23 protein-coding genes and 1 pseudogene are annotated in these 24,932 nt (G+C 62.3%); 14 read left to right on the top strand and 10 right to left on the bottom strand.

The window, feature by feature from the left end; genetic code table 11:
* Nucleotides 1-19: 19 nt before the first annotated feature.
* Nucleotides 20-913: a PA4780 family RIO1-like protein kinase gene (locus NQL71_RS12365; RefSeq protein WP_274642708.1), complete on the bottom strand. Its 894-nt coding sequence runs from the start codon at nt 911-913 to the stop codon at nt 20-22.
* Between the two features lie 443 nt (nt 914-1,356).
* Here NQL71_RS12365 and NQL71_RS36795 point away from each other — a divergent pair.
* A pseudogene (locus NQL71_RS36795) lies at nt 1,357-2,445 on the top strand (cache domain-containing protein); the annotation flags it as partial.
* 90 nt (nt 2,446-2,535) lie between these two features.
* Nucleotides 2,536-3,303 carry a methyl-accepting chemotaxis protein gene (locus NQL71_RS36790; RefSeq protein WP_404821821.1) on the top strand — a complete coding sequence of 256 codons (768 nt, stop codon included), beginning with the start codon at nt 2,536-2,538 and terminating at the stop codon, nt 3,301-3,303.
* 129 nt (nt 3,304-3,432) lie between these two features.
* Here NQL71_RS36790 and NQL71_RS12355 read toward each other — a convergent pair whose 3' ends face one another.
* Nucleotides 3,433-4,224, bottom strand: coding sequence for an AraC family transcriptional regulator (locus NQL71_RS12355; RefSeq protein ID WP_046819665.1), 792 nt, complete (start codon nt 4,222-4,224; stop codon nt 3,433-3,435).
* Between the two features lie 174 nt (nt 4,225-4,398).
* On the bottom strand, nt 4,399-5,676 hold the full coding sequence (locus NQL71_RS12350; protein ID WP_274642707.1) for an acetyl-CoA C-acetyltransferase: 1,278 nt from the start codon (nt 5,674-5,676) through the stop codon (nt 4,399-4,401).
* A 119-nt stretch (nt 5,677-5,795) separates the two neighbouring features.
* Here NQL71_RS12350 and NQL71_RS12345 point away from each other — a divergent pair, with 119 nt between their 5' ends.
* A complete protein-coding gene (locus NQL71_RS12345) occupies nt 5,796-7,148 on the top strand; it encodes a 3-oxoacyl-ACP reductase (RefSeq protein WP_046819667.1) in 1,353 nt (450 codons plus the stop codon).
* A 2-nt stretch (nt 7,149-7,150) separates the two neighbouring features.
* On the top strand, nt 7,151-8,005 hold the full coding sequence (locus tag NQL71_RS12340; protein ID WP_077185319.1) for a MaoC family dehydratase: 855 nt from the start codon (nt 7,151-7,153) through the stop codon (nt 8,003-8,005).
* Between the two features lie 126 nt (nt 8,006-8,131).
* On the opposite strand, the gene NQL71_RS12335 is transcribed toward NQL71_RS12340, so the two are convergent.
* Both NQL71_RS12335 and NQL71_RS12330 read right to left on the bottom strand, forming a co-directional pair.
* The gene (locus NQL71_RS12335; protein ID WP_248687577.1) at nt 8,132-8,545 is read right to left on the bottom strand and encodes a response regulator; all 414 of its coding nucleotides are present in this window, start codon (nt 8,543-8,545) and stop codon (nt 8,132-8,134) included.
* An 85-nt stretch (nt 8,546-8,630) separates the two neighbouring features.
* Nucleotides 8,631-8,828 (bottom strand): Flp family type IVb pilin, encoded by a 198-nt coding sequence (locus NQL71_RS12330; protein WP_046819670.1) that lies wholly within the window; start codon nt 8,826-8,828, stop codon nt 8,631-8,633.
* Nucleotides 8,829-9,164: 336 nt separating this feature from the next.
* Between NQL71_RS12330 and cpaB the strand changes: the two genes are divergently transcribed.
* Genes cpaB through NQL71_RS12290 form a run of 8 tightly spaced genes read left to right on the top strand, consistent with a single transcriptional unit; the run spans nt 9,165 to nt 16,635 of the window.
* Nucleotides 9,165-10,112, top strand: coding sequence for a Flp pilus assembly protein CpaB (gene cpaB / locus NQL71_RS12325; RefSeq protein WP_166619442.1), 948 nt, complete (start codon nt 9,165-9,167; stop codon nt 10,110-10,112).
* 21 nt (nt 10,113-10,133) lie between these two features.
* A complete protein-coding gene (locus tag NQL71_RS12320) occupies nt 10,134-11,396 on the top strand; it encodes a type II and III secretion system protein family protein (protein WP_274642706.1) in 1,263 nt (420 codons plus the stop codon).
* On the top strand, nt 11,393-12,580 hold the full coding sequence (locus NQL71_RS12315) for a CpaE/TadZ family protein (RefSeq protein WP_274642705.1): 1,188 nt from the start codon (nt 11,393-11,395) through the stop codon (nt 12,578-12,580). Before NQL71_RS12320 ends, NQL71_RS12315 begins: the two co-directional genes overlap by 4 nt.
* Nucleotides 12,577-13,857, top strand: coding sequence for a TadA family conjugal transfer-associated ATPase (locus tag NQL71_RS12310; protein ID WP_274642704.1), 1,281 nt, complete (start codon nt 12,577-12,579; stop codon nt 13,855-13,857). Before NQL71_RS12315 ends, NQL71_RS12310 begins: the two co-directional genes overlap by 4 nt.
* Before the next feature lie 10 nt (nt 13,858-13,867).
* Nucleotides 13,868-14,752, top strand: a complete 885-nt coding sequence (locus tag NQL71_RS12305) for a type II secretion system F family protein (protein WP_077185322.1) — start codon at nt 13,868-13,870, stop codon at nt 14,750-14,752.
* Nucleotides 14,753-14,760: 8 nt separating this feature from the next.
* Nucleotides 14,761-15,639, top strand: a complete 879-nt coding sequence (locus NQL71_RS12300) for a type II secretion system F family protein (RefSeq protein WP_410454540.1) — start codon at nt 14,761-14,763, stop codon at nt 15,637-15,639.
* Between the two features lie 10 nt (nt 15,640-15,649).
* Nucleotides 15,650-16,348: a tetratricopeptide repeat protein gene (locus NQL71_RS12295; RefSeq protein WP_077185324.1), complete on the top strand. Its 699-nt coding sequence runs from the start codon at nt 15,650-15,652 to the stop codon at nt 16,346-16,348.
* Between the two features lie 11 nt (nt 16,349-16,359).
* Complete coding sequence (locus NQL71_RS12290) at nt 16,360-16,635, top strand: DUF3613 domain-containing protein (RefSeq protein WP_077185326.1); 276 nt, start codon at nt 16,360-16,362, stop codon at nt 16,633-16,635.
* Nucleotides 16,636-16,887: 252 nt separating this feature from the next.
* Here the strand turns inward: NQL71_RS12290 and NQL71_RS12285 are convergent, their stop codons facing one another.
* Together NQL71_RS12285 and NQL71_RS12280 are read right to left on the bottom strand one after the other, a co-directional pair.
* Complete coding sequence (locus NQL71_RS12285) at nt 16,888-17,670, bottom strand: response regulator transcription factor (protein ID WP_046819679.1); 783 nt, start codon at nt 17,668-17,670, stop codon at nt 16,888-16,890.
* Nucleotides 17,671-17,782: 112 nt separating this feature from the next.
* Nucleotides 17,783-18,253 carry a prepilin peptidase gene (locus tag NQL71_RS12280; RefSeq protein WP_274642703.1) on the bottom strand — a complete coding sequence of 157 codons (471 nt, stop codon included), beginning with the start codon at nt 18,251-18,253 and terminating at the stop codon, nt 17,783-17,785.
* Between the two features lie 74 nt (nt 18,254-18,327).
* Here NQL71_RS12280 and NQL71_RS12275 point away from each other — a divergent pair, with 74 nt between their 5' ends.
* Nucleotides 18,328-18,768, top strand: a complete 441-nt coding sequence (locus NQL71_RS12275; protein WP_046819681.1) for a TadE/TadG family type IV pilus assembly protein — start codon at nt 18,328-18,330, stop codon at nt 18,766-18,768.
* Nucleotides 18,765-21,533: an ATP-binding protein gene (locus NQL71_RS12270; RefSeq protein WP_274642702.1), complete on the top strand. Its 2,769-nt coding sequence runs from the start codon at nt 18,765-18,767 to the stop codon at nt 21,531-21,533. Before NQL71_RS12275 ends, NQL71_RS12270 begins: the two co-directional genes overlap by 4 nt.
* On the opposite strand, the gene NQL71_RS12265 is transcribed toward NQL71_RS12270, so the two are convergent.
* The 3 genes from NQL71_RS12265 to NQL71_RS12255 form a co-directional block, all read right to left on the bottom strand.
* Nucleotides 21,503-23,470, bottom strand: coding sequence for a pilus assembly protein TadG-related protein (locus tag NQL71_RS12265; RefSeq protein WP_274642701.1), 1,968 nt, complete (start codon nt 23,468-23,470; stop codon nt 21,503-21,505). The genes NQL71_RS12270 and NQL71_RS12265 overlap by 31 nt on opposite strands.
* A 217-nt stretch (nt 23,471-23,687) precedes the next feature.
* Nucleotides 23,688-24,248 (bottom strand): DUF4136 domain-containing protein, encoded by a 561-nt coding sequence (locus tag NQL71_RS12260; RefSeq protein WP_046819684.1) that lies wholly within the window; start codon nt 24,246-24,248, stop codon nt 23,688-23,690.
* Nucleotides 24,249-24,303: 55 nt separating this feature from the next.
* Nucleotides 24,304-24,921: a DUF4136 domain-containing protein gene (locus NQL71_RS12255; protein ID WP_274642700.1), complete on the bottom strand. Its 618-nt coding sequence runs from the start codon at nt 24,919-24,921 to the stop codon at nt 24,304-24,306.
* Between the last annotated feature and the right edge of the window lie 11 nt (nt 24,922-24,932).

The following is a 24,932-nucleotide window of genomic DNA, read 5'->3' as shown; positions in this document are numbered from 1 at the left end:
GGGTTTTTTCTTTAGCCGATCACTGCATCCACGGTGGAGGCGGTTCTTCGGCTGGCTTGGCCGGCGCATCGTCAGCCGCACGCGCGGCTTGCTTGCGCTCTTCATCCAGGCGCGCGGCCTCGATTTCGCGCATGATGCCGCCGACATCGGCCAGCTCTTCCGGCTCGTCGAATTCGCCGGTCAGGAGGCTGGCCGGGTGCAAAGTGCCGGCCTCGTACAAGGCCCACATTTCCTTGGCGTACCGGGTCTTTTTCAACTCTGGGGCAAAGCGTCCGAAATAGGACGCCATGTTGCCCACGTCCCGCTCCAGCATGCTGAACGCGTGATTGTTGCCCGCCGCGTCAACCGCTTGCGGCAAGTCGATGATCACCGGACCGGTCGGGGTCAACAGCACGTTGAACTCGGACAGGTCACCGTGCACCAGGCCGGTACACAACATCAGCACGATCTGCGAAATCAGGAACGCGTGATATTCGCGCGCCTGGTCCGGTTCCAGTACCACATCGTTCAGACGCGGTGCTGCATCACCGTACTCGTCGGCCACCAGCTCCATGAGCAGTACGCCTTCGAGGAAGTCGAACGGCTTGGGCACCCGTACACCGGCATTGGCCAGGCGGAACAGTGCCGCTACCTCGGCGTTCTGCCAAGCGTCTTCGGTTTCCTTGCGGCCAAACTTGGAGCCCTTGGCCATGGCCCGGGCCTGTCGGCTGTTGCGCACCTTGCGGCCTTCCTGATACTCGGCCGCCTGCCGAAAACTGCGTTTATTCGCCTCCTTGTAGACTTTCGCGCAACGTAGCTGGTTGCCGCAGCGCACCACATAAACAGCTGCTTCTTTACCACTCATGAGTGGGCGCAGCACTTCGTCGACCAGACCGTCCTCGATCAGGGGTTCAATGCGTTTTGGAGTCTTCATCAGCTTTTATTGTGGGTCCTTTATTACCAAACACGCGAAAGTCATTCGTTATACGGCAATCCACCCATTCGGGGGAGGGGGTGCCGACCTATGAACCTTGAAGAAGCACACAATGTGCCGGTTTCATCACGGAAACCGGCAGTCCATCACCGGCCATTCTGGATCATAGTCGAGCCTGAAGCGCTTGTTGTCTGCGGCTGCATGGGCATTTGTGACAGAAACCGACACCCCGCACGACCGTTCGCAGGATTTTTCCAAACAATCCTCAATTTCCGGGGGCAACAGCCGAAGTCCTTAGTGACAAAGTGATTTGTCCGACAATCGTTTCCCTGACAACAACGATACCGCACTCACGGACCCGGGTTGATCGACAACGTTTACGGCTGCCAATAAACCGCGAGTCATCTGCACTGCGTGGGCCTACAAGAAAATCTGGAGCGCGGATGAACATCAAACAGAAACTGACCTGGGCGTTTGCAATCATCGCCTGCTTGCCGGTGGTACTGGTCGCCACCCTCGTCGTGCTGAACCTGCGCAGTGAAGCCAGGGAGGGATTCGTCGACAGCAGTGGTCGCGAGATCCGTCAGGTCAGCAACGCCATGCAGCTGTTCTTCGACGGCATCAGCCAGAACGTCGAGTACCTGGCCAATCAACCGCTGATCAAGAACTCCGACGACAGCCTCAAGACCTACATGGACGCCAACGCCGCCAGCATTCCACAGGGCGAGATGGACAAAAAAGTCTTTGGCCTCCTGCAGGACCTGGGCAACACCCATCCGTCCTATGCATACGCCATCCTCGGCACCGCCGCCGGTGGTTATGTGTCGTGGCCGGATGACGCCAAGCTGAGCAACTACGACCCACGCCAGCGCCCCTGGTATAAGGCCGCCCAGGCCAAACCGGGCAAGCCGTTCCGTACCGAAGCCTATTACTGGGCGGAAAACGATACGTCCTACGTCAGCACCGTACGCACCATCGACAACAAGCTGGGCAGCAACGGTGGCGTGGTCAGCATCGACGTGTCGCTCAAGCAGCTCACCGAGCTGGTCAAACAGATCAAGCTTGGCGAAACCGGCTACCTGATGCTGCTGGAAAAAACCGGCACCGTACTGGTCGACCCAAAGCAGCCCGAGCACAATTTCAAGGCCCTGAGCAGCCTCGGCGATGGCTATGCGCAACTGGCCAAGGCCGGCAAAGGCGTGGTTGAAGTCGAACTGAACGGCGAACGCTACATGGCCAACGTCTGGCCGTCCGAGCAACTGGGCTGGACCTTCATCGGCCTGATCAAGCAGAGCGACGTGATGAGCACCGCGACCCAACTGACCTGGTTGATCGCGATCATCGCTGCGGTACTGGCGCTGATCTTCGCCATCGTCGGCGCCAGTTTCGCCAGTGTCATCGTGCGCCCGATTCGTAGCGTGGCCGACGGCCTGGAAGGCATCGCCCAGGGTGAAGGCGACCTGACCAAGAGCCTGCAAATCCGCGGCAGCGACGAAACCGCGCAACTGGCCAACTGGTTCAACCAGTTTCTGACCGCGATTCGCAATCTGATCCAGAGCATTGGTGGCGCCGCGACCAAGATCCTGGCCACCTCCAGGAGCTCGACCCAGGTCTCCAGCGACATGGCCGAAGCTGCTGGACGCCAGCGCGAAGCGGTGGACATGGTGTCCACGGCATTCCACGAAATGGTTGCCACCGCCAACGAAGTGGCGCGCTCTTGCAGCCAGGCCGCCGAGTCCGCCGACAGCGGCCAGCGCCAGGCCCGCGAAGGGCAGCAACAGATTGACGCGGCGGTCAGCAGCGTCGATCGCCTGAGCCAGGAGATCGAACAGTCGGCCCAGTCGATGCAACAACTGGAACGCGACAGCAATGATATCCAGTCGATCCTGGGGACCATTCGTTCGATCGCCGAACAGACCAACCTGCTGGCGCTGAACGCCGCCATCGAAGCGGCGCGGGCCGGCGAGCAAGGTCGTGGTTTTGCGGTGGTGGCCGATGAAGTGCGGGCGCTGGCCAAGCGCACGGCCGACTCCACGGCGGAAATCGACGGGCTGCTGGGCAACCTGGCCAAGCGCACCAGCCAGGTGACCCAGCAGATGCATGCGAGCCTGGAGGTGTCCCAACAATCGGTGACGCGCATCGGCGAAGCGCGCAACAGCTTCGGGCAGATCCGCGAGTCGGTCGACGTGATCCGCGACATGAACACCCAGATTGCCACTGCAGCGGAACAACAGCATCAGGTGGCCGAAGACATCAACCGGCACATCAGCCAGATCCATGGCGATGCGCAATTGGTGGCCGAACTGGCGAACTCGGCGCGCCTGGATTCCCAGAGCCTGGCCGGGTTGTCGAATGAGCTGGATGGGTTGGTGCGCCGATTCCGTACCTGATCCAAAATCCCCGGTGGCCGCTTCGCGGCCATTCGCGAGCGGGCTCGCTCCCACAGGGATCTCGGCATGCACTAAATCTGCGGCCACTGAAGATCAAATGTGGGAACGAGCCTGCTCGCGAAGAGGCCGTCACTGCCGGAACAATTCTCCCGGGGTAAACCCGAACAGGCTCTTGAACGCCGCAATAAACGCCGACGTCGAGTCATACCCACAGGCCAGCGCGGCATTGGTCACGCTGTCGCCCTCCTCCAGCAGACTCAGCGACGACAACAAGCGCATACGCTGGCGCCAGCCGCGAAAACTCAACCCGGTTTCACGCTGGAACAAACGCATCAGGGTTTTCTCCGACGTGCCCAAGCGTTCGGCCCATTCGTGCAGGGTCACGTTACACTCGGGGTTTTCGATCAACTCGTTGCACAACCCCAGCAACCGCTCATGACGGGGCAGCGGCAGGGAAAACCCGACTTCCGGCAAGATCGCCAACTGATCGAGCAACACACTCACCAGCCGCGCTTGCGGGCTGTCGCCCAGGGGATACTCCACTGGCAGCAGGCAGAAACTCTTGATCAGCTCCCTGGCCAGCGGCGTCACTTCCAGCACCCGGCAACGCCCGTCCGCCCACTGGCAATCCTCACGACGCACGTACAGGCTGCGCATCTCGGCGCGCATCGAGGTCACGACCTGGTGATCAAGGTCCGCCGGAATCCAGATCCCCCACTGCGGTGGCGCGAAAAAACTGCCCTCGGCGGTATGCACACCGAGTACACCGCTGATGGCATAGGAAAATTGCACCCAGTCGTGACGATGGGACGGCGTCCACGACCCGGCATTGAGGCTTTCCACCCGGGCATACAGCGGACGCGGCAGCGTGATGAGGGGCGGAATGCTGCGCTCGAGGGAAACCTGTCCGTTAGTCGGCATAACCTGGCCTTGTGTTGCGAGACGGCTGATCAGGCGACGTTAGGCCATGCCTCGGATCTATTCAACACCGAACATATCTGTAGGCGCTGGCTTGCCAGCGAAGGGGTCAGCACATTCAACATCTCTTTGGCTGACACACCGCTTTCGCTGGCGAGCCAGCTCCTACAGTAATCATTAACGTTCGATGATTGCGGTAACGCCTTGGCCACCTGCGGCGCAGATCGAGATAAGCCCCCGCCCCTTCCCCGCTGCATCGAGCAACTTCGCCATATTGGCGAGGATACGCCCGCCCGTGGCCGCAAACGGGTGGCCGGCCGCCAGCGAGCTGCCTTTGACATTGAGCTTGCTGCGGTCGATGGACCCCAGCGGTGCTTCGAGGCCCAGGCGACTTTTGCAATATTCAGGGTCTTCCCAGGCCTTCAGGGTACAGAGCACCTGAGCGGCGAAGGCTTCGTGGATCTCGTAGTAATCGAAGTCCTGCAGGGTCAGGCCATTGCGCGCCAGCAGGCGCGGCACGGCATACACCGGAGCCATCAACAGGCCCTCGGCGCCATGGACGAAATCCACCGCGGCGGTTTCGCCGTCGCGCAAGTAGGCGAGAATCGGGAGACCACGTTCCTTCGCCCATGCCTCAGTGCCCAGCAGCACCAAGGATGCGCCATCGGTCAGCGGCGTGGAGTTGCCGGCGGTCAGGGTGCCTTTCGCGCTTTTTTCGAAAACGGTCTTGAGCGAGGCGAGCTTTTCCAGGGTCAGGTCCGGGCGCAAATTGTTGTCGCGGGTGAGGCCCAGAAACGGCGTCATCAAATCGTTTTGCCAACCTTCGGCGTAGGACGCGTTCAGGTTCTGATGGCTCAACAGCGTCAGCTCATCCTGCTCTTCACGGGGAATGTTCCAGGCCTGCGCCATCAATTCGCAATGCTCGCCCATGGACATACCGGTTCGCGGCTCGCCATTGCGCGGGAACTCGGGGATCAGGTGCCGGGGGCGCAACTGCAAGAAAGGTTTGAGTTTTTCTGCGGTGGTGCTGGCGCGATAAGCCTGCAGCAGAATCTTGCGCAAGCCTTCGTTGACACTGATCGGCGCATCCGAGGTGGTATCGACGCCACCGGCAATGCCGCAGTCGATCTGGCCCAGGGCAATCTTGTTTGCTACCAGCAGCGCCGCTTCCAGCCCGGTGCCGCAAGCTTGCTGGATGTCGTAGGCCGGGGTAGCGGGCGCCAGTCTGGAGCCGAGCACACACTCGCGTGTCAGGGCCATGTCCCTTGGCAACTTGAGCACGGCCCCGGTCACCACTTCGCCAAGGCGCAGTCCATGCAGGTTGTAGCGTTCGATCAGGCCTTCGAGCGCAGCCGTGAGCATGGCCTGGTTACTGGCGGTGGAATACGGTCCGTTGGAGCGGGCGAAGGGTATCCGGTTACCACCGATGATCGCGACGCGACGCAGCTGAGTCATGAAAAGCTTCCTATTCTGTGAAGGCCATTACCCGCAAGCGTAGGCCGTATCTGGCAAATCGAACGACTGATTGCCATTCATGGTCCACACTTTGAACCTCATCTGCTGGAGCGCGTTCCATGTCCGACCGCTATATCGACTTCGCCAACTCGTCCATCGGCCATCGTCTGGTCGGGGCCTTGGGCCTGCCTTCACCGGTACGCCTGGAACGCTGGCAAGCGGGCCGACTGCGCCCCGTGGAAGGCGCTTTGCTGATTGGCGGCGGACCGCTGGCGGAAAAGGTCAACGCCTTCGCCAACCGCCTGACGGACGCGATCTACACCTACGGCACCGAGCCCTCGATGGCGACCGCGTGGATACCCGGGCACGGGCCGAAACTCAAGGCCGTGGTGTTCGATGCCAGTGACCTGGTGCAGGTCGATCAGCTCAAGCAGCTGCGCGAGTTCTTCCAGCCATTGATGAAAAATCTCGACCACAGTGCTCACCTGGTGATTCTGGGCCGTGACCCGCGGACCTTGAGCGATCCGTTTGCCGCCAGTACCCAGCGCGCCCTCGAAGGCTTCAGCCGCTCGCTGGCCAAGGAACTGCGCAGCGGTGGCACCTTGCAGCTGATCCATGTTGGCGAAGGTGCCGAGGATCAACTGGAAGGACCGCTGCGGTTTTTCCTCTCACCGAAAAGCGCTTTCGTGTCCGGGCAAGTAATTGGCCTGGATGCCTGCGACACCCAGGTGACGGACTGGACGCGCCCGCTGGCCGGACGCAAGGCGCTGGTCACCGGCGCTGCGCGCGGTATTGGCGCCGCCATCGCCGAGACCTTGGCCCGTGACGGCGCCGAGGTCATCCTGCTCGACGTTCCGCCAGCCAGGACCGACCTTGACGCCCTCGCCGCACGCCTCGGCGGACGTGGCATCACCCTCGACATCTGCGCCGAGAACGCTGCCACGGAGCTGGTCGAACAGTTGCCCGACGGCATCGACATCGTGGTGCACAACGCCGGCATCACCCGGGACAAGACCCTGGCCAACATGACCCCGGAATTCTGGGACGCGGTACTCGCCGTCAACCTCAACGCCCCACAAGTGCTGACCAAGGCACTGCTCGACAGCGGTACCCTGAGCGACAATGGCCGGGTGATCCTGCTGGCATCGATCAGCGGCATCGCAGGCAATCGCGGGCAAACCAACTACGCGGCGAGCAAGGCTGGCCTGATCGGTCTGGCACAAGCCTGGGCGCCGCTGCTGCATGAGCGCGGCATCAGCATCAATGCCGTTGCACCGGGGTTTATCGAAACCCAGATGACCGCGCACATTCCATTCGGCCTGCGCGAAGCCGGGCGCCGCATGAGCTCGTTGGGCCAGGGCGGCCTGCCGCAGGACGTCGCCGAAGCGGTGGCCTGGCTCGCGCAACCGGGCACGGGTGCGTTCACCGGCCAGGCCTTGCGTGTCTGCGGGCAAAGCGTTCTGGGGGCTTAGTCATGATCATCGACTGGCACACACTCAATCGCGAACCCAGCCTGCCGGGGCTATACACGCATGCCGCGATGCGGCGCAAAATCACCGGAAGCACCCTGCCCCATTCGGGTTTGCGCTGCTGGCTGGATGTCGACCCACAGCGCCTGGCGGCCTATCGCCAGGTCTGCGGCTTCGCCGACAACGGCCTGCTGCCACCCACCTACCCGCACATCCTCGCCTTCGCCTTACAGATGCAACTGCTCACTGCCCGGGACTTTCCGTTCCCGCTGCTGGGGCTGATTCACCTGAGCAATCGCATCCGCGTGCTGCGCCCCATGGGCGGGGTCCATCGGGTGCGGGCCAGCGTGTGCGTGGAGAACCTGCAACCCCATGCGAAGGGGGCAACGTTCGATCTGGTGACGATTCTGGATGATCAACTGGGACCGCTCTGGGAGGCGCAAAGCCAGATGCTGTGCCGCGGGATGAAACTTGAGGGCGAGCCCGTTGAGGAAGTGTTGGCGCCGACGCTGCCACTGACGCAAGTCGCCCAGTGGAAAGCGCCCGCCGACATCGGCCGCCGATACGCCAAGGTCTCCGGCGACTACAACCCGATTCACCTGAGTGCGCTCAGCGCCAAAATGTTCGGTTTTCCCTCGGCGATTGCCCATGGGCTGTGGAACAAGGCACGCACACTGGCGGCGCTGGCCGAGCACCTGCCGGCGGCGAACATCGAGATCGCGGTGCAATTCAAGAAACCGGTGCGCCTGCCCAGCGAGGTGACATTGCTGGCCAGCGCCGCCGGTTCCAGCGGGGATCTGCAACTGATCGGGGCTGGCGACCTGGAGCACATGGTGGGCCATTGGCGGCCCATCGCCTGAGGCGAATCGGATGAGGGCCTTGTAGGAGCCGGCTTGCCGGCGAAGGCGTCCTGGAACCTTGCGTCGGTCTTTCGGGCGCCTTCGCCGGCACGCCGGGCTCCTACAAGGTCCGCCGCAGAACAGGGTTCAGCGTTTGGACAACGCCGCCAACGGCTGCGGGAACAGGTTGTTCAACGTCTCCAGCAAGCGCACGTGATAGATCGGCTTGCGAAACAGGTCCAGCACCTGCAACCGCAACATGTCACTGACATCCTCCATTTCCGCATGCCCGGACATCACGATCACCGGCAAATGCTGGCGCGCGGTGTGTTCGCGCAAGCGCTTGATCAACGACATGCCACTCTCCTCCGGCATGCGCAGGTCGGTGATGACCAGCGCGATATCCGGATGGCGTGTCAGATGCTGCAGCGCCAGCTTGACCGAGGTCGCGGTGAAGCAATTGAAGCCCTCGCCCTCCAGCAACTCCGCCAACTCAAGCAACGCATCTTCCTCGTCATCGACCAGGAGCAGTTGTTGGCGCGGCAGTGCTGGAGCGTTCATAGGCAACACCTGGAATAGACTAAGCGCTGACATTAGAGCCCACTCGTTGCATTGGCAAATGGCCGGTGCGACCTCTGACAGTCACTCACAAGGCGTTTTTGATGCTGGTGAACATCGTAGTCAGATCTGTCCCGATGCCGCCGCTGAGCCCGGCAATCACCACCGCGACCATCGCAGCGACGATGGCGTACTCGATACCCGACGCCCCCTCCGTATCCCTGGCCAGTCCCTTGTAAAAAGCGATTTCGGATTTGACCTTCTGAACCAACTTGGCGAAAGACATGTTGTTCTCCTGAGCGCTCCAGGTGTTGCACCAACGCAACATGATTTCCCTGTGCCAGCATCAGCATTGTCGGCATTTCACCGGCAAACAACTGTAAGAACGCATTAACCCGAAAGTATTAATCGTTTGCTTGACGTCAAAAAACCTTGCATTTGCCCTGAGCCATTATCTTTTAGTGGATTTTTACCCCGTGGTAATGGCGTTTTGCTCTAGCTGCGCTACCTTCAAATAGCCAAATAGTTCCATGTTCATAGCTACCTGATTGCGAAGTTGTCTCGTTGCGGAAACGGGTTCTTTGTGCAGCAGGAAAGATGCATCAGGAAAGGAAGCGCCGTCATGAACAGTCGTGTCATCCTTGGCCTAGCCGGCCTGTCCCTCGCGGGCGCTGTCATCGCCGGTTACTGGGGCTTCACCTTGACCCGTCAGCCGGCCGCCGCCCCTGTTGCACAAACCGAGATAACACCGGCGACATCCACAACTCCTGCACCTGTTCCCCAGCCAGAAGAAGACACCCGCCAACCGATCGTGGTGTTGTTGCATGACATCCCACCGTTTGTGCAGATCACCGCCGCCGATGTGACCCTGGAAAAGTTGCGCACCGTTCCGGCTGGCAGCCTGACCCGCCTTGATCAAGCCATTGGTCGCACGCCCTGGCGCGCCCTGGCCGCTGGCAGCTGGCTCAACGACGAGAGTTTTGAAGCCGGGGGCAAGCTGGCGCGGATGATTCGTCCCGATGAGCGCGCGCTGGCCGTAGCCGTGGATGAAGTGATCAATGCCGGCGGGCAATTGACCCCGGGGGACTATGTCGATGTGCTGCTGTTCCTGCGCATGGACACCCACAATCTTCAGCCTTCGGCTCAACTTGTAGTCCCGGCCTTGCGCGTACTGGGGGTGGGCGAGCAATTGGGCCTGACCAACGATGGCCAGCCTTCCAGCCCGACCCATGGCAACGATGAAAAACTCCGTCAGGAGCAAACCCGCGCCAGCGCCCGCACCGTGCTGCTCGCCGTCCCCGAACAACTATTGAGCCGCCTGATGCTCGCCGCCCAGGCCGGCGTGTTGCGCCTGGCCGTGCGCAGCGCCGAGGAAAAGCGCCTGGCGCGTTACTGGGCCGGTGAAAAAGATGCTGCGGCGAACATCGCCAACGCCAATCGCGAATTGATCCAGTTCAACCAGTTGGCCATGACCCCACCGCCCAAACCGCTGCTCGCCAGTGGCGCAGGCGCACCGCGCCGCTCCGGCGTGGAAGTCATCCGCGGCAACGAATCGCAAAAGACCCCCTGAATCGTGCAAGGAAACGCTTGAATGCGCAGACGTATTACGCCGTTGTTCAACGGCTTGATCTGGGCCACCTTGCTGAGCGGCATGCCGGTAGCGGCAGCACTGGCAGCTAGCGGTAGTTGTGCCACGCTGGCCCCCTTGCCAGCGGTACTGGAAGTGGGCGAAGGCCTGCAACAGGAAGTGCAATCGCCGGTGGCGATCACCCGGATCGCGGTGGGCGACCCGAAGATCGCCGACGTGCGCGTCAATGGCAACCAGGCGTTCCTGCTCACCGGAATGGGCGCCGGCGCCACCAGCCTGATGGTCTGGACCGCCTGTTCCAGCGCACCGCGCCATAGCATGGTGTTCGTCCAGGGCCGCGCGACGGCGGCCATGACCAGCGCCAGGCAGTCACCGTCCGATGATCAACTGCTGCCATCACAAGTGCAGACCGACATTCGCTTCGTCGAAGTCAGTCGCACCAAGCTCAAGGAAGCCAGTACCTCGATCTACGGCAAAAACTCGAACTTCCTCTTTGGTTCCCCCGGTACCGTCCCGAACACGGCGGTGACGCCCAGGGTGTTTCCATTGCGCAACCTTGATCCACGGATCGCCGTGCCGAGCATTCCGTTGGCCAACGACATGTTCAACATCGTCGCCGGCGGCGGCAACTTCCTGGCCATCATCAATGCCATGGAGAGCAGTGGCTTTGCCTACACCCTGGCGCGACCGAGCCTGGTGGCAATCAGCGGACAGAGCGCAAGCTTCCTGGCGGGCGGAGAAATCCCGATCCCGATCCCCAGCGCCAACAGCAACAGCTACTCCATCGAATACAAGGAATTCGGCATCCGCCTGACGCTCACGCCTACGGTGGTCAGCAATGACCAGATCGCCCTCAAGGTCGCGCCGGAGGTCAGCGAACTGGATTACAACAACGCCGTGACCATCGGCGGCACCACCGTGCCGGCGTTCACCATTCGCCGCACAGACACCAGCATCTCCCTGGCCGATGGCGAAAGCTTCGTCATCAGTGGCCTGATCAGCACGCAAAACACCTCGCAGGTGGACAAGTTTCCGGGGCTGGGAGACATCCCGATCCTCGGCGCGTTCTTTCGCAGCTCCTCGATCAATCGCGAAGAGCGCGAACTGCTGATGATCGTCACGCCGCACCTGGTGCAGCCGTTGGCCGCCAATGCACAACTGCCGTCGCTGCCGGGGGAAAAACTGCGCAATTACGACCCCAACTGGTATCGCCTGTACTTCCTCGAAAACGGCGACTTCGATAAACGCAGCGGGTTATCGCAATGAGCCAGAACCTGAGCCAGACCTTCCTGGCGATCACCCGCAACAGCACGGACCTGGAATGGCTGCAAGGCGCGCTCGCCCCCTTGGGCCAGGTGGTCAGCGCCGGCGGCGGCAGCCTCGACGAACTCTTGGCGCTGGTGGACGTGACCCTGGCCAGCCTGGTGTTCGTGGGTCTGGACCGTGAACACGTGGTGGCCCAGTGCGCCCTGATTGAAGGCGCCTTGGAAGCCAAGCCGCGGCTGGCCATCGTCGCGCTGGGCGACGGCATGGACAATCAACTCGTGCTCAACGCCATGCGCGCCGGGGCCCGGGACTTCGTCGCCTACGGTTCGCGCTCCAGCGAGGTCGCCGGGCTGGTGCGGCGCCAAAGCAAACGCCTGCCCCCCGTGGTGCCGAACACGCACCTGGGCGGCCTGACCGTGCTGTACGGCGTGCAGAGCAATGCCGACGGCGCGCTGCTGGCCAACCACATGGCGCAGGTGGTGCAAAAGAGCGGTCAGCAAACACTGCTGCTCGACCTCGGCCTGCCGCACGGTGACAGCCTGGCCCTGCTGGGCCTGGAAAGTTCGTTTCATTTCGGCGATGCACTGCGCAACCTGCGCCGCCTCGACGCCACGCTGATCGACAGCGCCTTCACCCGTTGCGAAGCCGGGCTGCGGATCCTCGCCTACGCCACTCAGGATGAACCGCTGGAACACACCAGCGCCGCCGAGCTGTACATGCTGCTCAGCGCCCTGCGCCAGCACTTCCAGCACATCGTGGTGAACCTCACCGGCCAGCCAGACAGCGAAGCGCTGCGCACCTTCGTCAGCCATTGCGACAAGCTGCTGTGGTACACCGACCAGAATGTGCTCGACTGCCGCCGCAACCTGGCGGTACTGAATCTGTGGCGCGAAAAAGGCATGAAGCTAGATCACGCCAAGCTGCTGGTGGACCGCTACCTGCGCAGCGTCGCGCCGGACGCCGTGGCCTTGGGCAAAAGCTTCAGCATGGAGGTCATCGCCACCCTCGCCTATAGCCCCGAAGTGCGCTTGAACGCCAAGAACCAGGGCGTGACCCTGTTCGAACTGGCGCCCCGGGAAGTGCTTACCCAAAGCCTGCGCAATCTCGGCGAATGCCTGGCCAAGCGTTCCGAGAGCCTGGCCAAACCCAAGTCCTGGTTCAGCCGTCTGAGAGGTACGCCATGAGCGGCGAAAAACTGTTCGGCGCGACACACCGTGGAGTGGCCGGCAATACCGACCACGAAGGCCTCAAACTGGTGTTGCACCGCTACATCATCGATGCCATCGAAGAGTCCGGGAAAAACCTGCTCGAAGGCTCGCGCCAGGTGCTGGCGCAGTTCGTCATCGATAAAGTGGCCGAATACATCGCGCGCCTGCACCTGGCGATCTCGCGCTACGAGATGGAGCGCCTGGCCGAAGAGATCGTCGACGAGCTCACAGGTTTCGGCCCGCTGGAAGTGCTGCTGCGTGATTCAGCGGTCACCGAAATCCTGGTCAACGGCCCGCACCGCGTGTTCATCGAGCGCGATGGCGTATTGCACCTGAGCGACCTGCGGTTCATCGATGCGCACCATGTCGAGCGCGTCATCCAGCGCATCCTCGCGCCCCTCGGCCGGCGGCTCGATGAGTCTTCGCCGATGGTCGATGCGCGCCTGCCGGACGGCAGCCGGGTCAACGCGATCATTCCGCCGATTGCACTCGACGGGCCGTGCCTGTCGATCCGAAAATTCCGCCAGGACATGCTCAACAGCACTGACCTGATGGCCATGCAAACCATCGACCAGTCGATCTACGAGTTCCTGCAAGAGGCCGTGGGCAAGCGCTGCAATATCCTGATCAGCGGCGGCACCGGCACCGGCAAGACCACGCTGCTGAACATCCTCAGCCAGTTGATCGACCCCCACCAACGCCTGGTGACCATCGAAGACGTCGCCGAACTGCAACTGGGCCACCCCCACGTGGTGCGCCTGGAAACCCGGCCGCCAAATGCCGAAGGTCATGGCGAGGTGAAAGCCAGCGACCTGATTCGCAACGCGCTGCGGATGCGCCCGGACCGGATCATCCTCGGCGAGATCCGAGGCGTCGAAGTGGTCGACGTATTGACCGCCATGAACACCGGTCACGACGGCTCCATGAGCACCGTGCACGCCAACAACGCCCAGGATGCCTTGTTGCGCCTGGAAACCCTGGTCGGCCTGACCGGGCGCAGCATTGCCGAACGCACCCTGCGCCAGATGATCTGTGCGGCGCTGGACGTGGTGATCCAGTTGACGCGCATGCCCGATGGCCGGCGCTGCGTGAGTGAAGTGGTGGAGGTGATCGGCATCCGCGAAGACGTGTACGTCACCAATACGCTGTTTTGCCTCGACCGCCGCAGCGGCTTCGGTTTCATGCGCGAGGCGCTCAACCCCGCCGGTGACAAACTGCGCCGCGAGTCGGTGCTCTCTCCCTCGGTGTATTGAAGGCCACGGTATGCTCAAACCGCTGCTGCTCATCCTCGTTTGCCTGGCGTTACTGTGGCTGTCGGCCCGCTTGCTCAGCCGCGGCTTGCGCGAGCCCGGCACCCGCCGCGTGCTGGAGCGCCTGAGTCAGGGGCAACCGGAACGGCTGGTGCAAAAATCCTCCTGGACAGGGCTCGACCGGGCCTTTTTACGCGCCGGTCTCGGCCGCCCCACGGAACGCCTGGGTGCGTGGCTGACGCTGTGGGGCCTGGGTAGTCTGCTCGGCTTCATCGGTGGCGGCTGGCCGGGTTTGATCGCTCTGTTGCTGTTGCCTCCCCTGCTGCTGCGCCTGTATGTCGACTGGCGTTACCAGCGCCGGCTCAAGCGCATGATCGAACAATTGCCAGCGCTGCTGGATCACAGCGTGCGCAGCCTGAAATCCGGACGCACCCTGGCCGATGCAGTACTGGGCGCCATCGACGCCGCTGAAGACCCGCTGAAAAATGCCTTGGGCCGCGTGCAACGCCAGGTGCACATGGGCATCAGCCTGCCGGACGCCGCCTCGGACTTCGCCGAACTCTATGACAAGGACGAACTGCGCTTGTTTGCCCTCGGCTTGAAGGTCAACCATCGCTACGGTGGTAACGCCAGTGAACTGCTGGAGAACCTGATCAAGATCATCCGCGAACGTGAACAGGCCGCTCGCCAGTTGAGCGCCATGACCGGCGAAACCCGGGTCACGGCGGTGGTCCTGGCGTTGATGCCGGTGGTACTCGCCGGCTACATCCTGGTGTCCAATCCCAAGTACCTGATGGGCATGTGGAACGACAGTTCGGGGCAATCGATGCTGGTGGGAGCGCTCGCCCTCCAGGTGTTCGGCTGCGTGGCGCTGTGGCGGATGTTGCGCAGCCTATGAACCTGTCCATGCTGCTGAGCTCGCTGCTGTTCCTGCTGGCATCTGGATTGTTTGTCGGCGTCATCGTGCAAATGCGTCGGCGTGCCCGCCAGGTGGTGCAGCGCCTGGACGGCAAAGCGCCAAGCGAAAACCGCTTCAGCCAATGGCTGCATGCGCTGGGTACCAGCCGAGTCGGCCAGCAGTCGGTCAAGCTCGATAACGAAACCCAGACGCTGCTCAACTGCCTGGGCTGGCGTACCGCGCGGCAGCGGGCTTTGTTCGCCGCCTTCCAGGTTGGCACCCCGGTACTGGCGCTGGCGTTGAGTGCGCTGGTGCAGGGCCTGTTTTTCCCCGAGGTCACTCGTGCGTGGCTGGTCCCGGCCTTCGCCTTAGGAATCGGCTATCTGCTGCCCAAGCGCCTGCTGGCCGCCGCAGCGCACCATCGGCAAAAGAAACTGGCGGTCGAGATCTCTACCTTCATTCCATTGCTGCGCATCCTGTTCGAATCGGGCATGGCCGTGGAGCAATCGCTGCGCGTATTGAGTAATGAAGGCAAGTTGTTGATGCCCACGCTGACCCACGAGCTGCGCCTGGTGCTGGCCCGCGTCGATTCAGGCCTGGAACTGGGCGATGAACTGAACAAGGCCACTCGCTTGCTGGCGGTCGACGAATTCACTGACACCTGCGTGATCCTGCAACAGCTGCTCCATCAGGGCGGCGGTGCGATGAAATCCCTGCTGGCGCTCAAACTGTTACTCGATGACAAGCGCCTGGCGAGGCTGCAGGAATACATCTCCAAGATGTCCGCAAAAATGTCCGTCGTGATGATGCTGTTCCTCTTCCCGGCGTTATTGATCGTACTGGCCGGCCCGGGTTTCACCGCCCTCGCCCGGGCTTTTGCTTCTTAGGGGATTCGTGATGAAAGCAATGATTGCCGGTTTGAGCCTGCTGTTGCTGGGGGGTTGCGCGAGCAACGGGCAGGCACCCTGGAGTGCCCTGACCAACACCGCCAGTTGCGCCAAGTTGAACGCCGAACAACAGCTGTCGCTGAACCTGGCCGATGACATGGCCAATGACGGCAAGCTGCACGCCAGCCTCGCCAACCTGCAGAGCCTGCCCGACAACCAGGCCGACGTGCGCCTGCGCAAGGCCAAGGTTTATCGACTGCTGGACCGCCGTGAAGCCGAGCCGCTGTACCGTAGCCTGCTAGGCGGCTGCATGGCCGCCGAAGCCGAACACGGCCTGGGCCAACTCGCCGCCGCCCAGGGCGACAATGGCCTGGCTCAGGCGCACCTGCAACGGGCCGCCCGACTGGCCCCTACCGATGAAAAAATCCGCAACGACCTGGGCGTTGTGTACCTCAATCAGTTGCGCATTGAGGACGCCAAGTTCGAATTCCTCACGGCCATCGAGCTCAAGCAAAGCGACAAACTGGCCGCCGTGAACCTGGTGACCCTGTTGATCTACCAGGACGACTGGAACCGCGCCGCCGAGCTGGTCAGCCGTCTTGGCCTGAACCCGGCACAAGTCACCCAGGCCCAGGCCCGCGCCGAGAAACTCAAGTCACCCGGTAAATCCGGCCCGACCGTCGCCGCACAAGTCGTCGCCGTCCAGTAGGGAGCACCCCGATGAAACCGACCACCCTGTACTGCCTCGGCCTGCTGGCCCTGCCCCTTGCCGCCCACGCCATCGACGCAGGCCCCGCCTCGCCACAACAACAGGAAACCGAAGGCTGGCTGCAACTGCAAAGCAGCAATGCAGCAGCCTCCACCAAACAGCAAACCGCCAGCGCAACCGAGCGCGAACTGGCGATGCAGCGCTGGCTGAAAAGTTACCAGCATGAGATTCCGCAGTTCTTTGACCAGGATGTGGGGGGGAAGGTGAGTAGCGGATCGCAGGAATAAGTGGCGCCACCATCGCCCCTGTAGGCGCTGGCTTGCCAGCGATTGGCCCTCTAGCCCTGCGCCAATTTCGCCGACGCCATCGCCAGCAAGCCGGCTTCCGACAGGCAACCTGAAAAGCGTGTCGGATGTTTCCCAAAGACTTGAGGGATCCTGCACAAGATTGGTCGGCTGTCAGGCCGCGTTCGCGGGCAAGCCCGCTCCTACAGGGGGGCCAGTACATCCGCCAGATTCATGTCGGCTGGCTGGCGGTGATCAGTTCGCAGTTAACCGATGCCGCCCGCCCGAGTTACTCGGCGTCAACGCCAACGCCAGTTGCGTGCGGTTGTGCATATGGGTCAAGCGCAGCACCTGCGACACGTACAACTTCACCGTGTTCTCGGTAATGCCCAACTCGCAGGCAATCTGATAATTGGTCTGGCCCTTGCCCACCAAGCGAGCCACATCGAGCTGACGTGGCGACAGCTGACTGAAAATGGCCGGGATCTCGACCCGTTCTTTATCGCTTGCAGTGCTGTCATCCGCACCCGGTGCAGACGGTGTGCGTCGCACCCTGTCGAGATCCTCGTACAGATCATCAAGCGATTCGGACAGGTACTGCAGCTTCTGATTCAGATGCCCCAACTGCAACGCCTTGTGCCGCTCCTGCAGTACCACTTCCTGGCGTTGCACGCCTTCGAGCAATTCAGTCAGGTCGATCGGCTTCTGGTAGTAATCGGCAACACCGGCGCGCAGCGCCTTGATCACATCCTGCTTGTCCGCCTGCCCGGTGAGCATGATCGCTTCGAACGCCCGATGCTTGCCGGACAGGCGCTGCAGCTCCTGGACCATCTGAATGCCGTCCAGGCCAGGCATGTGCAAATCGCAGAGCACCAGGCCGATGTCCGTGTCTTGTTGAAAACGTTCGATCGCCTGCTGGCCGGATTCGCAGGGAACGCAACGGTAGCCGCTGTTCTCAAGAAATTCGCAAAGTTCTGCAACGACCATGGGCTGATCGTCGACCACAAGGACTTTTACTGCCGAAGTACGCTTGTTCACGTGCAACTCCCTGCAAGGCCAAGGACTGACCGTCCCTTTATCGACAGCCTGAGGCTGTACAACCTCTGAATGAAAGTAGTCGCTCTTTTGGCTGCTGTACAAAAACGAATGGCTAGCCGAGCCAGGCAAATGTCAGCACCAGCCCCACCAACAGGAAGGGCGCAAAGGGTTGTTTCTTTGACAGACCGGGCTCCAGGCAAACCAGATGACTTCTAAGCCCTTGTCCGATATGAAGCCAGACTCTTGGCGCCAGCAGCAGCCAACACACACTGGCCAAGCCGGCGCCAATAAATACGCCGAGCACATGCCGACCATCGGTCGCCAGCCCCAGGGCGGTCATGAGTTTGACGTCCCCGGCGCCCAAGCGACGCATCGCATAGCCGGGCAAGGTAAAAGCCAATGCCAGTAACGCAGCCCAGCCGCCCTGCTCGGCTGACGCGCCGATCCAGGTGGTGCCGCTGTATAGCAGATACGCCAGGGCCAGCGCCCCGACGCCCAGGGTCAGGTGATTGGCAATGTGCCGTTCCCGGGCATCCTGCGCTGCGCACAGCGTCAGCCAGATCAGTAGGACAAAGCTCTGCATCCGGTAAAAAACGTCCGTTTTGGCTGAATGATTCTATGCTGATATTACCTCGTGATGTCAGGGTAGACGCACTCATGAAAAGCAACCTCCCACGCAAGCAAAAAGGTGCCGTCGCGATCGAATTTGCCTTGGTGTTCGTGATCTTTTTTGCCGTGTTCTACGCAATCGTCGCTTACAGCCTGCCGCTGCTGTTGATGCAGTCGTTCAACCAGTCGACGGCCGAAGCCGTGCGTCGTAGCGTGGCCCTGGACCCGAACACACCCGGTTACGAGGCCGCGCTGAAAAACGTCGTGAAACTGGAGCTGACCCGTCAGTTGGCCTGGATTCCCGCCGGGCTGAATTTCGATGTCACCACCGACACGACCACCACCTACACGGGCGGCGTGTTGCAGGTCGCCATCCACTATCCCACGCAAAAATTGAACGCGGTGATTCCATTTCTGAGCCTGCCAGGGATTGGCCAGGTACCGAGTTTACCGGCGACGCTCACCGCCAGTTCGAGTCTGCAATTTTGAGTGCCGGGGATAAACTCTTCGGGCGTTTACTCAATCGCCACCCGCCCGCGCAGCAGGAAATCCTGGAGCCTTTGAGCGTGCTCGGCGTCGGCTTACAGATGCAACTGAATGCCGAAGGACGCGTGTTACACCTGACCGGGCCGTTGCGCCATCAGTTGGCCCAGCAGGTCCCTTCGGCAAAGCTGCCGCACCTGCTGGATTTTCTCTTGCCCCATTGCAGCCTCATCCTTGAGGGGGCTCCCGCCGATTGGCAGGGCCAGCTCCTCGACCTGGATTTCTACAGCCTCAGCGGCCAGCCCCTGCACCTGCGTGGCTGGGTTCAGCCGATGGCTGACGCCTGGCTGCTGCAATTGCTGGACATTGGCGATTTGCTGCTTGAACGCCGGCAAGCGCGCCTGCGTGAGCAGTGCCAGTTGCTTGCGGCACAGATCGGCGAGCAGTTGCGCCTGTGCAGCCTGACGCGCTTGCCCGACGTATTGATCGACCAACTGCAAGCGCTGGCCCAACGCTTGCACATTCCCTGCATCGCCCTGGCCTTGCTCGATGAGCAGGAGCAGGGCTGGCAGATTCACCAGCACTATTGCGGCTTCGACGCACCCAGCCTGTGGCACAACGGACAGCGCCTGGGCACCGGCCTGGACAGCTTGAACGGCTCCACGCCGTGTCACCTGAACCTGGCCGAGCACCCACGCCTGCAAGACACCTTTGCCAGCACCGAGGGTTTCGCCGTGCCCTACCACGATGCCCAGGGCGTGGTGGCCTGGTTGCTCTGTGGCTGCTACCCGGCCCATCAACAGGCCCCGGACGTCAGCAAGCGCGACTGGTTGCAGTTCGCCGCCGCCTTGGCCGGCCCCTTGCTGGAACGCTTGCGCGAACACCGACACCATCTGCAGTTGGAGCGCCTGGACTCCTTGCAGGCGTTGCTCGGCACCGGCTGGTGGGAGGTGTTCAGCAACAGCGCCGAGGTGCAATTGGCCCCCTCGTTGACCCGCGCCCTGAATCTTGAGCAAGAGCGATTGCCGCTGAGTGAATGGCTCGAGCAAGTGCACCCCGCTGATCGCGACGAATTGCGCAGCCGCCTGCAGGATTTGCAGCACGAAGGCACACCTTTGCTGTTGTGCGTGCGCCTGCACCGCGCCGACAGCAACGCCCCGGAGGTCTGGTATCGCGTGCAGGGCCAAGCCCTGGGCGTGGGTAATCAGCAGCGTCTAGTCGGATTCATGCTCGACATCAGTGACATCAAGAACCAGGAGCAACTGGCCGCTGCCGCCCATGCGCGACTGGACAATCTGATCGCCAGTTCGCCCGCGGTGATTTACGTACAGCGTTATGTGGAAGGTGCGCTGCAACCGACCTTTTTCAGCGACAGCCTGCAACCGTTGCTGGGCTGGACGCTCGCCGATTGCGGCGGGGCGGCGCTGGTCGAGCGTGTTCACCCAGAGGATCGCGACCGCTACTTCGAACGCACCCGCCTGCTGCTGCGCGAAGGTTCGGTGCGCGCACGGTATCGGCTGCGCGACAGTCGTGGCGATTACCACTGGTTGCTCGACGAAGCCAGGTTGCTGCGCGATGACCTGGGAATGCCGGTGGAAGCCGTGGGCCTGTGGCTGGATGTGACCGAAGCGACGCTGGCGGCCGAGCACGTCAAGCAGAGCGAGGAGCGTTACCGAATGCTGGTGGAGGACTCGCCGGCGATGATCTGCCGCTACCGTCCGGACCTGACCCTGACCTTCGGCAACCGGCCGTTGGCAACGTACCTGGAATGTTCGCCCGAGGGCTTGCCGGGGGTGAACCTGGGCAGCTGGATGTCGGCGCAGCAGCGCGAGGCCTTCCTCCAGCGCCTGAGCCAGTTGAGCCCGGAGTTCCCCGTGAGCACAGCGGAAATCAACCTGCAGTTGCCCGGCCGGGAGCATGCCTGGTGGGTCTGGTCGGATCGCGGGGTGTTCGATGCCCAAGGCCGCCTGCTGGAAATCCAGGCCGTGGGCCGCGACAACACCGAAGTTCGACGCGCCCAGCAACAACTGACCCAAAGCGCGAAAATGGCCACGCTGGGCGAGATGGCCACCGGCCTGGCCCATGAAATCAACCAGCCGCTGAACGTGATGCGCATGGCGATCGTCAATGTGCTCAAGCGCCTGGAGAATGGCAGCCTGCAAATCGATTACCTGACCGACAAGCTCAACCGCATCGACGCCCAGGTCCAGCGCGCCGCGCGGGTGGTGGACCATATGCGTGTATTCGGCCGGCGCTCGGAGATCGAACAGCAGCCGTTCAATCCGGCGCTGGCCATCGAAGGCACGTTGTCGCTGTTGGCCGAGGGCATGCGCGGCAAAGGGGTAGACCTGCGGGTCAGCGAAAGCGGGTTTACGGTGCAGGTGCGCGGGCATGTCGATCAGCTGGAACAGGTGCTGATCAACCTGATGGTCAACGCCCGCGACGCATTGCTCGGCAGGCGTGAGGCCGACGGGCAATTCCAGCCGTGGATAGCACTGTATGCCGAGCGCGATGAACACGCGGTGCGCCTGTGGGTTGAGGACAACGGCGGCGGCATCGATCCGCGTCTGCTGGAGCGGATCTTCGAACCCTTCTTCACCACCAAGCCGGTGGGCGTCGGCACCGGGCTGGGGTTGTCCGTGAGCTACGGCATCGTGCAGAACATGGGCGGCAAGCTCAGCGCCCGCAACTCCACCGAGGGCGCGCGGTTTTGCATCGAGCTGCCGATCGTGCCCGACGATCAGATCACCAGCGACGCTCGACCGGCGTGACAGCTGAGGTTGGCGCCGACTTCGACCTTGTTCAAATCGATGCCCAGGCTCGCCAGCAAAGTGTTGATCAGCGTGTCCAGCAGCGGGCTGAGCACGCTGTTGATCGCATTCACCAACGCGGTGGTAACGTCGTTCAAGAGGCTTCCCAGGCCTCCGATGATGCTGCCCGACGTCCCATACATGTTCACCCCGAGGTTGCCGACGGTGGTGCTCAGGCTGTTGACGATGTTGTTGGTGGTATAGGCGTAGAAAAACGGCGGCTGGTTGATTTCCGGCAGATTGACGGCGGCTGGGGCGGAATACACGTGGGGCATGTTGGGGTTTTGCGCCACCGAGGTGTTGACCCGGATGGCGATGCCGCCGGTGGGCCGATGGTTGTAGCAGACCGCCGGTAAAAACAGCAGACGTTGGCAGGTCTGCACCCCGACATAGATGAGCTGTAGCGGGTTCACGACATTGGTCGGCGGGACGGTGGCGGAGCCAAATACATCGGCGGGGTCGATCTGCCCGATGTTCAATCCGATCAGCGTGGTCGTGGTGTTGGTCGTCAGGCTTTTGCTGGTCGCGCTGATGCAACTGTAGGCCGTGACATAACTCCAGGCACCGCCCGCCTCCAAAGCGACATCGAGCCGTATCGGCGGTGGCAAGAGCTTGGTTTCCGGCGTGTCACAGGGGGCGCCCAAGCCGCAGGTCAGCAACTTGTCCACACGCAGTCCCAACAGGTCCTGGAGGAAGCTGGTCAGCGACGTCGCAAGGTCCAGTACGGCATTGGCCAGGGGGGTGATGGCGTCCAGCACCGGCAGGTTGATCGACAATAACGTCTTGACCTGGGCCGTTCGAACATAGATGCGGTTAGGCCCCAGGGGCGCCAGTGCGGCGTTTTCCGGATTGCCCACGGCCGACAGTTGCGGCGGCTGCATGACCTGCACCCGCGCGGTGATCTGCGCCAGGCCCGCGAGGTTGATCGGCAGGGTCGCCACCAGGCCGTTTTGTTTGTTGGCCAACTGCACCACGCCTTCAATCAGGTCGAAGACTTTCAGGTTCACCGCCAGGGCCGAGATGTCGCTGCCACTTTCGACGTGCAACAAATCGCCCAGCACCACGCGGGTGGTGCCGGCCGCCACTTTCAGCGCCTGCAGGCCGATGATCGTGGCACTCGCGCTCAGGGTGCCATTGGGATCCAGGACATTGATGGCGCCCTGGATCAACTGGCTGACGTTGACGCTGTTACCCAGCACTTGGTCATAACCCGCGGCGGTCAGACCGAGGTCGACTTTCAGGCGATTGAGGTAGGCGAGCAGGCTGATGTTGCTGTTGACCAGGCCATTCCAGCCGGCGGCATTGATCATCACGTCGCCGCCCAGCAAGCCGCCGAACAGCAAGCTGGTGATGGCGGCCTTGCTGGTATCGAAGGTCAGCACAGTGCTGCGGATGGTCAGTGCGGCCAGCGGCGGCGGCAGCGCGGCGACCGCCGTTGCCTTGAGGGTCAGGGTCGCGCCCGCCGGTGCACCGCCAAACAGGGCGCCAATGCCGCCGACAAGACTTTGCGTCACGACATGGCTGGCGATGACCTGGATGGCTTCGCTTTTCGCAGGGTCGACGGCAAACACCCGCAGGTTGTTGCCATCCAGGCTCAACCCGCCGCAGCTCACCGCCAGTGCGCGCCCGTCGCCAGGCAGGGTGAAGCCGTTGCGCTGGGCGCTGGCGGTGGCATAGCTGGTGGCGGTGGCACCGCTGGCACAATCACCGCCCCGGGTGGCGGCTTCCAGTGCGGCCATGTCGGCGATGCGCTGCAGGTTGCGTTTTTCCAGGTACAGACGACCGCTGTCGATGACCAGCAGCGTGAACGCCAGCGCCAGTGCCAGCGTCACCGCCGCCATCAAGCCAATCGCCCCCCTTTGCCGGGCCGGGCCGCGAAACTGCATGCGGGGCGACATCACGCACTCCTTTGCCGGCACACTGCCGAACGTGGCCTCCGTGGGTGTAAGGCAGTGTAGACAAGGGATGGCGCGATTGCTGGCAACTCGCCACTCCCCGCAACAACAAATCCCCTGTAGGAGCTGGCTTGCCAGCGAAGAGGCCCTCAGGATTTACGGTGTTCTGGAGGCCGTCTTCGCTGGCAAGCCAGCTCCTACAGGGAGGGGTTACAGATTTTTATCGGAGAGGGGGATAGTTGGCCAAAATCCGCGTGACCGTCTCGTGTATCGCATTGCTGCGGTCCGCCGGGTTGGGTGTGCGGCTGAGTATCTGCTCGTCACTGCCGCGCCACACCAGCTTGCCGTCCTTGCCGTCGAGTAGATCGATCTGGATCGTCGCGACCTTGTAGGAGATCAGGCGGGTTTCGTTGTACATCGGCGCGCCGTAGTAGCCGTACCAGGGGTTACCCCAACCGCCGCCGTAGTTGGTTGTCACCTGTTGCTGGCGATCCTCGACAATCAGGTAGGTCTGCACACTCAAGTCGCCCTTGGCGCCAGGGCCGGCCTGGCGCAGGCCACGCTGTTCGAGCTGTTCGACCATCGATTCGCGCACGCGCTGTTCGGTCAGGTCGCTCTTGATCCTGGGGTCATCGGGACGGTATTGCAGCGCAGGTTCTTTCCAGCTCCAGCTGTGATACGCGGCGAAATCACGGCTGGCATCGAAGTCATGATTGACCTGGTTGGCGGCGCAGGCACTGAGCAATACGGCCACTGCCAGTAAAGCGAGACGGCGGAACATGATGATTCTCCGGTAGAAGACATGAACCTGCGAAATGCTTCTTGACCACAGGAAACTAACTGGGAGGATACGCCGACATTGCCTTTTCTACAGCCTCCCGTATGGCATCGACTTGCTCGCCCTCGCTCCCCCGGTTGCTGGTTTCGGCGCTGGAACTCCAGACTGGTTCACCGTTTTGCGCGTCGTACAGTTCGACGTGAACCACCACCACCTGTTCCTGATAAGTGCGCACGATCGGCGCGCTGCCGTACATGCCGTAACCCGGCCCATAGCCGTAGCGGTTGTAGCCGCCGTAACCGCCGTAGTACCCGTAATCGTCCTGGACCTGACGCAAGCGGGTTTCCAGACGCAGGTCTGCGCTCACGAACAGGTCCGCCGGCCGATTGTCATGCAGGGGCCGCAGGCCGCGCTGATCCAGCGCACTGCTGACCGCCTCGGCGACCTGCGCCGAATCCGCCCACGTGGTGCCCGGCGGGAGTTGCCCGTTGAGCCAGGCCCAGCTGCGATAACGCCCGTAGTCTCGCGGTGGTGCCGGGTAGGCGCTGCGGTCAAAGGTGTGGGCCGCCTGAGGCGGCGCTGGCGGCAAGGGCCTGGAACTTGCCACGTACGGATTGCTGCCCTCGCAGGCAGCCAGGCCCAGGCAGATCACCAGCAACCCTGAACGACTTTTCATTTCGAACTCCG

It is taken from the genome of Pseudomonas serbica, from assembly GCF_028823535.1.
GTDB classification, from domain to species: Bacteria; Pseudomonadota; Gammaproteobacteria; order Pseudomonadales; family Pseudomonadaceae; genus Aquipseudomonas; species Aquipseudomonas serbica.
This window is presented reverse-complemented; position numbering and strand designations above follow the sequence as displayed.

Excerpts from the sequence above, each read along its gene's own strand:
- NQL71_RS12365 (WP_274642708.1), bottom strand. The coding sequence starts at position 913 with ATGAAGACTCCAAAACGCATTGAACCCCTGATCGAGGACGGTCTGGTC.
- NQL71_RS36790 (WP_404821821.1), top strand. The coding sequence starts at position 2,536 with ATGGCCGAAGCTGCTGGACGCCAGCGCGAAGCGGTGGACATGGTGTCC.
- NQL71_RS12355 (WP_046819665.1), bottom strand. The coding sequence starts at position 4,224 with ATGCCGACTAACGGACAGGTTTCCCTCGAGCGCAGCATTCCGCCCCTC.
- NQL71_RS12350 (WP_274642707.1), bottom strand. The coding sequence starts at position 5,676 with ATGACTCAGCTGCGTCGCGTCGCGATCATCGGTGGTAACCGGATACCC.
- NQL71_RS12345 (WP_046819667.1), top strand. The coding sequence starts at position 5,796 with ATGTCCGACCGCTATATCGACTTCGCCAACTCGTCCATCGGCCATCGT.
- NQL71_RS12340 (WP_077185319.1), top strand. The coding sequence starts at position 7,151 with ATGATCATCGACTGGCACACACTCAATCGCGAACCCAGCCTGCCGGGG.
- NQL71_RS12335 (WP_248687577.1), bottom strand. The coding sequence starts at position 8,545 with ATGAACGCTCCAGCACTGCCGCGCCAACAACTGCTCCTGGTCGATGAC.
- NQL71_RS12330 (WP_046819670.1), bottom strand. The coding sequence starts at position 8,828 with ATGTCTTTCGCCAAGTTGGTTCAGAAGGTCAAATCCGAAATCGCTTTT.
- cpaB (WP_166619442.1), top strand. The coding sequence starts at position 9,165 with ATGAACAGTCGTGTCATCCTTGGCCTAGCCGGCCTGTCCCTCGCGGGC.
- NQL71_RS12320 (WP_274642706.1), top strand. The coding sequence starts at position 10,134 with ATGCGCAGACGTATTACGCCGTTGTTCAACGGCTTGATCTGGGCCACC.
- NQL71_RS12315 (WP_274642705.1), top strand. The coding sequence starts at position 11,393 with ATGAGCCAGAACCTGAGCCAGACCTTCCTGGCGATCACCCGCAACAGC.
- NQL71_RS12310 (WP_274642704.1), top strand. The coding sequence starts at position 12,577 with ATGAGCGGCGAAAAACTGTTCGGCGCGACACACCGTGGAGTGGCCGGC.
- NQL71_RS12305 (WP_077185322.1), top strand. The coding sequence starts at position 13,868 with ATGCTCAAACCGCTGCTGCTCATCCTCGTTTGCCTGGCGTTACTGTGG.
- NQL71_RS12300 (WP_410454540.1), top strand. The coding sequence starts at position 14,761 with ATGCTGCTGAGCTCGCTGCTGTTCCTGCTGGCATCTGGATTGTTTGTC.
- NQL71_RS12295 (WP_077185324.1), top strand. The coding sequence starts at position 15,650 with ATGAAAGCAATGATTGCCGGTTTGAGCCTGCTGTTGCTGGGGGGTTGC.
- NQL71_RS12290 (WP_077185326.1), top strand. The coding sequence starts at position 16,360 with ATGAAACCGACCACCCTGTACTGCCTCGGCCTGCTGGCCCTGCCCCTT.
- NQL71_RS12280 (WP_274642703.1), bottom strand. The coding sequence starts at position 18,253 with ATGCAGAGCTTTGTCCTACTGATCTGGCTGACGCTGTGCGCAGCGCAG.
- NQL71_RS12275 (WP_046819681.1), top strand. The coding sequence starts at position 18,328 with ATGAAAAGCAACCTCCCACGCAAGCAAAAAGGTGCCGTCGCGATCGAA.
- NQL71_RS12265 (WP_274642701.1), bottom strand. The coding sequence starts at position 23,470 with ATGTCGCCCCGCATGCAGTTTCGCGGCCCGGCCCGGCAAAGGGGGGCG.
- NQL71_RS12260 (WP_046819684.1), bottom strand. The coding sequence starts at position 24,248 with ATGTTCCGCCGTCTCGCTTTACTGGCAGTGGCCGTATTGCTCAGTGCC.
- NQL71_RS12255 (WP_274642700.1), bottom strand. The coding sequence starts at position 24,921 with ATGAAAAGTCGTTCAGGGTTGCTGGTGATCTGCCTGGGCCTGGCTGCC.